This is a genomic window from Desulfoplanes sp. (genome assembly GCF_054921335.1).
Window position 1 is genome coordinate 1 of the sequence record NZ_JBUDSQ010000090.1, and the last position, 8598, is coordinate 8598.

Annotated in this window: 10 protein-coding genes; 7 read left to right on the forward strand and 3 right to left on the reverse strand. The window is 46.9% G+C overall.

The genetic code is table 11. From position 1 onward, the window contains the following. Nucleotides 1-58 precede the first annotated feature (58 nt). The 3 genes from ACY692_RS13100 to ACY692_RS13110 all read left to right on the forward strand — a co-directional run bounded on the left by ACY692_RS13100 (nt 59) and on the right by ACY692_RS13110 (nt 3244). Nucleotides 59-202 (forward strand): hypothetical protein, encoded by a 144-nt coding sequence (locus tag ACY692_RS13100; protein WP_462325824.1) that lies wholly within the window; start codon nt 59-61, stop codon nt 200-202. Nucleotides 203-222: 20 nt separating this feature from the next. Continuing rightward, nucleotides 223-1227: a UDP-glucuronic acid decarboxylase family protein gene (locus tag ACY692_RS13105; protein ID WP_462325825.1), complete on the forward strand. Its 1005-nt coding sequence runs from the start codon at nt 223-225 to the stop codon at nt 1225-1227. A gap of 214 nt (nt 1228-1441) precedes the next feature. Further along, complete coding sequence (locus ACY692_RS13110; protein WP_462325826.1) at nt 1442-3244, forward strand: glycosyltransferase; 1803 nt, start codon at nt 1442-1444, stop codon at nt 3242-3244. 495 nt (nt 3245-3739) lie between these two features. Here the strand turns inward: ACY692_RS13110 and ACY692_RS13115 are convergent, their stop codons facing one another. Further along, nucleotides 3740-3943: a group II intron maturase-specific domain-containing protein gene (locus tag ACY692_RS13115; RefSeq protein WP_462325827.1), complete on the reverse strand. Its 204-nt coding sequence runs from the start codon at nt 3941-3943 to the stop codon at nt 3740-3742. Between the two features lie 86 nt (nt 3944-4029). Here ACY692_RS13115 and ACY692_RS13120 point away from each other — a divergent pair, with 86 nt between their 5' ends. The 4 genes from ACY692_RS13120 (at nt 4030) to ACY692_RS13135 (ending at nt 7676) form a co-directional block, all read left to right on the forward strand. Next, nucleotides 4030-5181 carry a glycosyltransferase gene (locus ACY692_RS13120; protein ID WP_462325828.1) on the forward strand — a complete coding sequence of 384 codons (1152 nt, stop codon included), beginning with the start codon at nt 4030-4032 and terminating at the stop codon, nt 5179-5181. A gap of 741 nt (nt 5182-5922) precedes the next feature. Further along, complete coding sequence (locus tag ACY692_RS13125; protein ID WP_462325829.1) at nt 5923-6840, forward strand: transposase; 918 nt, start codon at nt 5923-5925, stop codon at nt 6838-6840. A gap of 231 nt (nt 6841-7071) precedes the next feature. After that, nucleotides 7072-7350: a type II toxin-antitoxin system Phd/YefM family antitoxin gene (locus tag ACY692_RS13130; protein ID WP_462325830.1), complete on the forward strand. Its 279-nt coding sequence runs from the start codon at nt 7072-7074 to the stop codon at nt 7348-7350. After that, nucleotides 7347-7676, forward strand: coding sequence for a type II toxin-antitoxin system RelE/ParE family toxin (locus ACY692_RS13135; protein ID WP_462325831.1), 330 nt, complete (start codon nt 7347-7349; stop codon nt 7674-7676). Before ACY692_RS13130 ends, ACY692_RS13135 begins: the two co-directional genes overlap by 4 nt. A gap of 81 nt (nt 7677-7757) precedes the next feature. On the opposite strand, the gene ACY692_RS13140 is transcribed toward ACY692_RS13135, so the two are convergent. Together ACY692_RS13140 and ACY692_RS13145 are read right to left on the reverse strand one after the other, a co-directional pair. Continuing rightward, nucleotides 7758-8051 carry a type II toxin-antitoxin system RelE/ParE family toxin gene (locus ACY692_RS13140; protein WP_462325832.1) on the reverse strand — a complete coding sequence of 98 codons (294 nt, stop codon included), beginning with the start codon at nt 8049-8051 and terminating at the stop codon, nt 7758-7760. Continuing rightward, complete coding sequence (locus ACY692_RS13145) at nt 8048-8311, reverse strand: type II toxin-antitoxin system ParD family antitoxin (RefSeq protein WP_462325833.1); 264 nt, start codon at nt 8309-8311, stop codon at nt 8048-8050. The genes ACY692_RS13140 and ACY692_RS13145 overlap by 4 nt, the downstream gene beginning before the upstream one ends. Nucleotides 8312-8598: the final 287 nt, after the last annotated feature.

The following is an 8598-nucleotide window of genomic DNA, read 5'->3' on the forward strand; positions in this document are numbered from 1 at the left end:
GTGACATGAAATGATCAAGTGTTTTTAAAGACCTGACTTTTTGCAGGCGCATCCGCTCATGAGTACCCGGATCGTAGAAATGGCCGAACTGGTATTTGCCCGGAAAAACCTGGAGTTGCCGGATCTGCAAAAGGCTCTGGAAATACTTGAACAGGCCAAGAAAGACGTAGGGCGCATTACACCCTTTTTATCCGCCCAATAGACACCAAAAGGATTTCTCTCATGCATCTTCGCAAACGCGTTCTGGTCACCGGCGGAGCCGGTTTTTTAGGTTCTCATCTATGCGAACGATTACTTGAAAAAAACTATGAAGTGCTCTGTGTGGACAATTTCTTCACCAGTTCAAAAAGCAATGTAGATCACTTGCTGTCCAACCCGCGCTTTGAAGTCATCCGACACGACATCACCTTCCCCCTCTATCTGGAAGTAGACGAAATCTACAATCTGGCCTGCCCTGCGTCCCCTATCCACTATCAGTTCGATCCCGTTCAGACCACCAAGACGTGTATCCACGGAGCCATCAACATGCTCGGCCTGGCCAAACGGGTCAAAGCAAAAATCTTTCAGGCCTCAACCAGCGAGGTTTATGGAGATCCTTCCGTGCATCCACAGAGCGAAAATTATTGGGGGCATGTGAACCCGCTCGGTCTACGGTCCTGCTACGATGAAGGCAAGCGGTGCGCGGAATCTCTCTTTTTCTCCTACCACCGCCAGCACGGTCTAGATATTCGCGTAGGGCGTATTTTCAACACATACGGCCCACGTATGCACCCCAATGACGGAAGGGTAATCTCAAATTTTATCATGCAGGCACTGCATAACCAGCCCATAACTATATACGGAGACGGCTCCCAGACCAGATCATTCTGCTATGTAGACGATCTCATTGACCTGATAATCGCTTTTATGGAGGACGAATCAGATTTTTGCGGTCCCATGAACATGGGTAACCCAGAAGAATTCAGCATCCTGGAACTAGCCAAAACGGTCATTGATCTGACAAAAAGTAACGCTGAAATCCGATTTGAACCGCTTCCTGAAGATGATCCCAAGCAACGATGCCCCGAAATCACAACAGCAAAAGAGCATTATGCCTGGGAACCGTCAATTCCTCTGCCCCAGGGCCTCAAGGCAACTATCGAATATTTTGTCAGGATGTTGCAATCACAAAAAAAAAGTAACCCAGCCAACGAAGTCCATTGCTCAGCTATAGTTCCGGTCACATGACTTCAAACCAAAAATCAATCCTAACTTGCTGTAAATATAACGATCAATGCCTTAAAAAAGCATCAAGTCATGTGACCGGAACTATAAAAAGGGGGGCCGACTCCCACAATTGAATCCGCACATAGTTTTTGGAGCTAAAAAAAGCCTTGCCTAAGCTGAACCAAATAATACGAGGCTCTTCATATCATCATGTAGATTGGCGAAGGACGAAAATATGACCACAAAACCATCGAGACCGCTGCGTGTTATGCAAATTTTTTCGACCTATACAAATTTCATCAACCACTTTTACGCCCAGAATCCTGACATGGCATCCAAGGACTGTCGGACCCAGACAGAGGCGTTGACTAACTATGGTTTCTTTGCCCCGCATATCATCGCGCCATATACTAAGGAACTAGGATGTTCGTACGACCTCACTTTTTCGAACGCCAAGCCCTTGCAGCATGCGTGGCTAAAGGATAAGGGGCTGCCTGTGCCCAAAGGGCCAAACTGGGAGGCGGAAATTTTGCGCATGCGCATCGACGAATTCAAGCCGGAGGTGCTATACGTCTTTAGCCCATATACGTTTAACAGCGCACTACGCGATAGCCTGTCCCACAAACCGCGCCTTGTGGTCAGCTGGCGGTGCGCCACCTTGCAGACCAACTGGGATTGGTCGGCCTTCGATGTCATCCTCACAAGCCTGCCCAGCGTAATGGAATATGCCCCAGCACTCGGGGCTCGATCCGCCGAAATGTTCTCCCCTGGTTTTCCTCTAAACGTCATGAAGGAGCTCGCCACCATCCCTCAAGATACAGACGTCGTCTTCGTGGGCACCCTTACCGACGCGCGCCGGATTACCATTCTGAACGCTGTGGCCGAAGCCGCCAAGCAATACGGATTTTCCCTTTCACTGCATCTTTCAGGTGATTTCAGCCATCTGACCCCGGCCATGGTTCCCTATCTGAAGCCGCCTCCTGTCTTCGGCATAGACATTTTACGCTGTCTGCGGCACGGACGTATTGTTATTGACTCTCGGACACCAATCTACCTGTCGGACCGGCACTTGTACCCGATCAAGAACATTAGCCAGGAGGACAATTGCAGTATGCGCCTGTTCGAGAGCACAGGTTGCGGTTCGCTGGTGTTCGCGTTGGAAGGCGTTTCCCGCTGGTTTGAATGGGATAAGGAAATCGTCCCTTACAAGGACGCAGAAACGCTCGTAAAAAAAATCCGCCATTTCATCGCCTACCCCGATGAAAGGAAACGCATTGCGGCCGCTGGTCAGAGTCGTTGCCTTAAAGATTACAACTTAAAACGCAACGCTCAACGCTTCATAGAGATTGTCGAAAAGCACATGCAACAGCCCTCCGCGCGGCCCCGGCCCATGGAGATTGTCACACCCAATGCGCCACGAGCTTGTGAACCTACGACCATGTACCAAGAAATCATTTCCAACAAATACCTCAAAAAACATGGCTGGTTTTCCAGCTACCAACGCCAAACCATCGTAGACGACGAGGGAGCGCCAATGCCTTGGCTAACCTACCCTGCTGTGGACCTGCTGGAAGAGCGCACCCCATACGGCGTAAACGTGTTTGAATTCGGTTGTGGAAGCAGCACCCTATGGTGGGCCAAACGCGCTCGGCGCGTAGTCGTGGTGGAACACAGCAAAAAGTGGTTCAAAACAATGACTCCTCAATTTCCCGAAAACGTCCGGTCAGTTTTCCAGAAATTATACCGAGATGGCGACTATTGTCGAACCGTTTCAAAGATCAATAACATGCAGTTCGACATAGTTGTGATTGATGGGAGGGACCGGGTAAACTGCGCATACAACAGCCTGTCTTCTCTGTCTTCTTCCGGTATTGTAGTGTTCGACAATACTGATCGCCCGGAGTACATGCCTGGCCGGGAATTCTTGAAGGAGTCTGGCCTCAAGGAACTACGTCTTCCAGGCTTGGCCTCCATGGTACTGAACTTGGCCAGTTGCACGTCCATTTTTTACAAGGACGGGAATTGTCTCGGACTGTGAAGTGGACTATGTCCCTCAGGATAAATTATATCTCATAATACGTGGGGGTCGGACCGAACTAACCACATGAATTGATTGATTAAAAATTTTCTGGAGAGTCCTCAAATTACCTTAGAGTGCTTTTTTGTGGACGCAAAACAGCGATGTAAACAAGTATGCCCAGAGCCAACATCTATTTTTTGCTGGATCATGTGTGGCATATTAAACACAGATGCCACAAAAGACTAAAGTTCCACAGAAATCATCATGAAGCAATTTTTAATAGGGTTGAGAGATACCACTGGTAGAGTAGATCGCTGATGCCCAGACTTTGCTAATGAACATCAAAGTCCGCTCGTCAAACCGTACGTGCGTATTTCCCGCATACGGCTTTCTCCAAGAGAATATCACTGAGGGACACAGGGGAACCAACACTTGCAGATGATAAGACCAAGCATCTGGAGATGTTTACAAAACGCATCATTGGGTCCGGGCCCATATAGGCGTTGGCTTTTTCTACACAGATGGATTAACCAGTTTTTCTTGAGCGAAGTGGTTGGCCTGTCGGCATGCCTTACGTGGATATCCGAAATTAAAATAACCGCTCCACCCTGCTAGATAAGGGCTGAGGCTCTTCACTACCTCCTCTACAGATATGAAAGGTATACGCGTCGCGGTCTTAACAGGTATACAGAGGCTAACAAATGGACGAGATTTCATAAAACTATATTTGACAATTTTTGAGATAAATATTTACTATTGATAAATTCTTTTTATTCCAAACTTTTATTAATATACATTGAACAATGAATAAAAATATTTTACTTATTAGCTATTACTTTCCTCCTATGCAAAACGGTGGCACAGGACGGCCATGGTCTTTATTTAAATATCTTCATGGATTTAATATTGATGTAACAGTAATCACAACAGATATTGGAATTAAGCTTTCTAGCGATTATGAAAAAAAAATTTTTCGTTTCCCATTTAAATGCTCTTCTTGCTTGCGTGATATGGAATGGGAAAAAAAGATAAATTCATCACTACCCTCAATTTTAAATAATAAAAAATTCGATCTCGTCTACTCAACATTTCCACTCGCCAGTTCTTTACCAATTGGAAGTTACATAAAAAAAATCTTAAAAATACCTTTTATTATTGAATTTCGCGACGGTTTGACTGTAGAAAGCCTTTTACCCTCCTATAATAAAATAAAAAAAGAAGTCAATAGATTAGAAAAATGTTGCATAAAATCGTCAGATAGAATCATTACAGTATCAAAGGTATGGTCAAAAATGTATTCTAATAAATATAATCGACACATAGATACTATTTACAACGGATTCGATCCCGATGATTTTTGCAAAATCAAGTCAACAAAAAAGAAAAACAATCAACACGATATGGTTTTGTTCGGATCTATTTTATCTTCTAGGTCTACAGATAGCCGTATTAAATCATATTTTGATTTTTTATATGCACTTAAATATTTACACGAAGAAGGTTTTTTTCAAAAAAATCGATTTAACCTATCATTTATTGGCCCATCGTTGGATGAAGAACGATCTCTGGTACAAAAATTTCAGTTAGGAGACATACTACATTTTTATAATGCTGTTCCCAAATCCGAGGGATTAGCTCATGTCAAAGCTAACTACGACTCCCTACTCCTTTATGGTAGTTCCGGCGACACCGGCATGGTTACGAGTAAGCTTCCAGAATATTTAAACCTTGACATGCCAATTTTTGGTATATGCGAAGGTAATCACGCAGCAGACATTATCCGAGACAGTCAAACGGGGTTAACATGCGGTTTTGAACCTGAGTCAATCGTTATCGGTTTAAAAAATTTCATTGAAGGCCGGTACAACTATTCCCCAAAGCAAAATATCATCAAAAAGTTCAACCGGATATTTCAAGCATCAGAAATCGCTAAAATCATCCATGAAACTTGCTGAAAATTGCGAAATTGTCCCATTAACGTCACTCCTTTTACCATGCCCGGGTAGTAGCCTTTCCAAAAGCAAATCGTATCTTTTCGTCTTCGTGAGAACTTGCACCAACGCGATATGTTCATACAACCTACTGCAAAACCATAGTGTTGCAGGCCCATTCGCGCAGCCGGAGTCGGTAGCTACTCCCCAATCGTGAAAATAGATATCTTTGTTCAAGATCTGCAGCCCGCTTCATGAACCCATCCAACTCTCGGGCCGAACCATGATAGCGGTGTCTCCCAGCGACTTCCTGATCCACAACCACGCCCCACCCTTTTCTTGAAGCCCGCAAGGACACCCAGGCATCCACCCCATAACCGATATCATTATCTCCTTTGTCCAAGCCACCGATATCTTCCAAACATCTCAGACAAATCAACGGTGCAATGCCATCCACATAGCAAACTCGTTTAAACCCTTGGCCGTCAGTTCGGATCATGTGAGGATGATAGGGATTGGTCGTAAAAGACGGGGAATATATTCCCACGAGGCCGTATTTTTTTTCAAAATAGCTTAGACGGTTCCATGCACGATGTATGTAAGGAGACTGAGAAACAAAGAGCATATCGTTATTAAGAAACCATAGAGACGAACTATGGGACAGGATAAAAGTTGAGAAATTTGGACGAATGTACCAAGATCATTTCCAACTCCCCTTTCGACAACTTTTTCCTGCCTTTGCACTTTTACACCCGGAGCAGCCAGATGCCCAGAATAGCTCGGTTTGTTCGTTCAGACGTTCCTACCGTCTACCATGTCATTTCCAGAACAGCGCTCGATGGTTTTCCCCTTGAAAAGCCGGAAAAGGATTATCTGCTTGGGCTTATCCGGAGGTTGAGCCGTTTCTATTTCGTGGACGTGCTGGGGTTTTGCATCATGTCAAACCACTTCCATCTGGTCACCCGCATGTATACGGAGGACCACTTTTCCAATGATCAGGTCCGGGAACGGTTGGAGAAATGGTTTCCCGAAGGACGGGAGATCAGCGATCAGACCATTTCAAGATTCAGGGAGCGGTGGGCCTCTCTGGCCAAATTCGTCAAGGATATCAAACAGGGATTCACGCGCTACTACAACAAGCGGCATGGCAGAAAGGGGTATTTCTGGGGGGATCGATTCAAATCATTGATCGTCCAGAACGGTCGTTCTCTGATCAACCTGTTGGCGTATGTGGATTTGAATCCGGTTCGTGCGGGGATTGTGAAACGACCGGAGGCATATAGATGGTGTTCCCTGGGCTACCATGTCCAGACAGGCAACAGAGACGGGTTGCTATGCGTGGATTTCGGGATGAAGGAATGGGGAGAACGCGAACCATCCGAGATCATACGCAAATACAGGCAATTCGTCTATGAAACCGGTGCGGTGGACACGGGCAAGGGCAAGCCCATGGACCCGAAAATCGTGAAAAAGGAGAGAAAGAAGAATTTCGAACTCAAACGGTTCGAATTGTTCTGCTACCGAACCCGCTACTTCAGCGATGCCGGAATCTTGGGATCAAAGGAATTTGTGCAGGAGGTTTTCGATCAGGTCAAACATCTGCTCCACTCCAAGGATACACGTAGATTCACCAGCCTAGCCGGAGCTGAAGGAGTCTATTCCATGAAGAGGCTACGGGGCTAGTTGCATACCCCCTTCCCCTCGCCACTCCGCAACCCCGACCTGCACGAGCTTTTGCGCAAACTTGTAGATGGCCCTTTGCGCCCGCTGTTTGCGCAATCTCAAAGCAGTTTGTTCATATGCCACAACCTCCAATAGAACTATGGAATCAGTCCGGTTCTTTCACAGCAAGAGGAGTCAAACGTATTGACCCTGACCAGTTTAAGGCCTAAATATGGGTCAGAGAGGTGCACCATGAAACTACGCGAATCCATCAGGCCCATCAGCTATCTGAAAGCTCATGCCTCCGAACTTGTTCGGGAAATTGCCGATGAGCATAAGACGCTCATCATCACCCAAAACGGCGAGGCCAAGGTCGTTGTCCAGGATCTCGACTCGTATGAAAAGACACAGGAGAGCCTGGCACTGCTCAAAATACTTGCATTGAGCAACAAGAGCAAACGAGAAGGCAGGACGACTCCGGTCGACAAGGCCTTTGGTCGGCTGCGCTCCAGGATCGAGGAAGTATCGTGATCTTTGCAGTAGAGCTCATCGAAGACGCCGAGCTGGATCTCCTGGATATCTATTCGTACATTCTCGAGCACGATTCCCGGGATGCTGCCGACTACGTCTTTGAAGAGTTGGAAAAAACCTGCTCAAGCTTGACCGAGCTTCCGGAACGGGGGCACGTCCCACCAGAATTATTACGGATCAACGTTACGACCTTTCTTGAGGTCCATTCCAAACCCTATCGAGTCATCTACGAAATCGACGGTTCGACCGTCTACATTCACTGTGTCCTGGCCGGTCGACGCGATCTCCAGACCCTGCTGGAACGGCGACTGTTGCGGTGGCAGTGATGGGAAATAAGCCATCCAAAAAAAATCCCGGCGAAGGCCGGGATCTTGGACGACACGAAGGCAGTCTCTGACAGTTACGTTTTATTTTGCAAAAGTTGTCTCTATGTCCATTGCGCCGTGTAAGACTCGAACGATGAGTACTTTCGAATCATCTTGAATAAAAAAAATCACGTATTTCTGAAAGGGGCAGGACCGCAAACCATCCATCAGCTCTTCTCGGAGGCGGTATGCTTTGGGCGCGCTGGTGATCTTCGAGCATTGCTCACGCAATTTTTTTATGAATTGTACAGCCTGGTACGGATCATCTTCGGCAATGTAATCGCCGATCGCCTCCAGATCCTTTCGGGCAAGCGGAGAAAATGCTAACGTTATCACGATTGGCTGACTGCCATTTGAGAATATTTCGCCTCCAATCCATCAAAAACATCATCTGCGGGAAAGCCCGGTCCGCTGTTAAGGCCGGCTGCAAGAGCCTCTCGTAGTTCTTCAAGCTGAATTTCTCGGCAAGCCTGCTGATCTTCAAGCAGACGCAAGCCGGCCCGCACAACCTCGCTGATACTGGCATACCGGCCAGACTCGACCTGGGATCGGATGAACTCTTCAAAATGGGAATTCAGGGCAACGCTCGTCGGCATCAAAGACCTCCTGTGTAGTATTAAAAATTAATAAAAAGTCTCCAACAGGGTGTCAAGCAACCTTCGAGCAGTGATGGATATTGGGACAGTGGATATTGGGACTGGATAAAAGTTGATCGATCAAGATCCCGGATCAAGTCCGGGATGACGTGTTAGTCTGTCCTGCCTCCCGTCTTCCTTTCTCCTTGTCTCCCTGTCCTTCCCCGTCTCCCGTCTCCGTGTCTCCGTGTCTCCCGTCTCCCGTCTCCGTGTCTCCGTGTCTCCCGTCTCCCGTCTCCGTGTCTCCG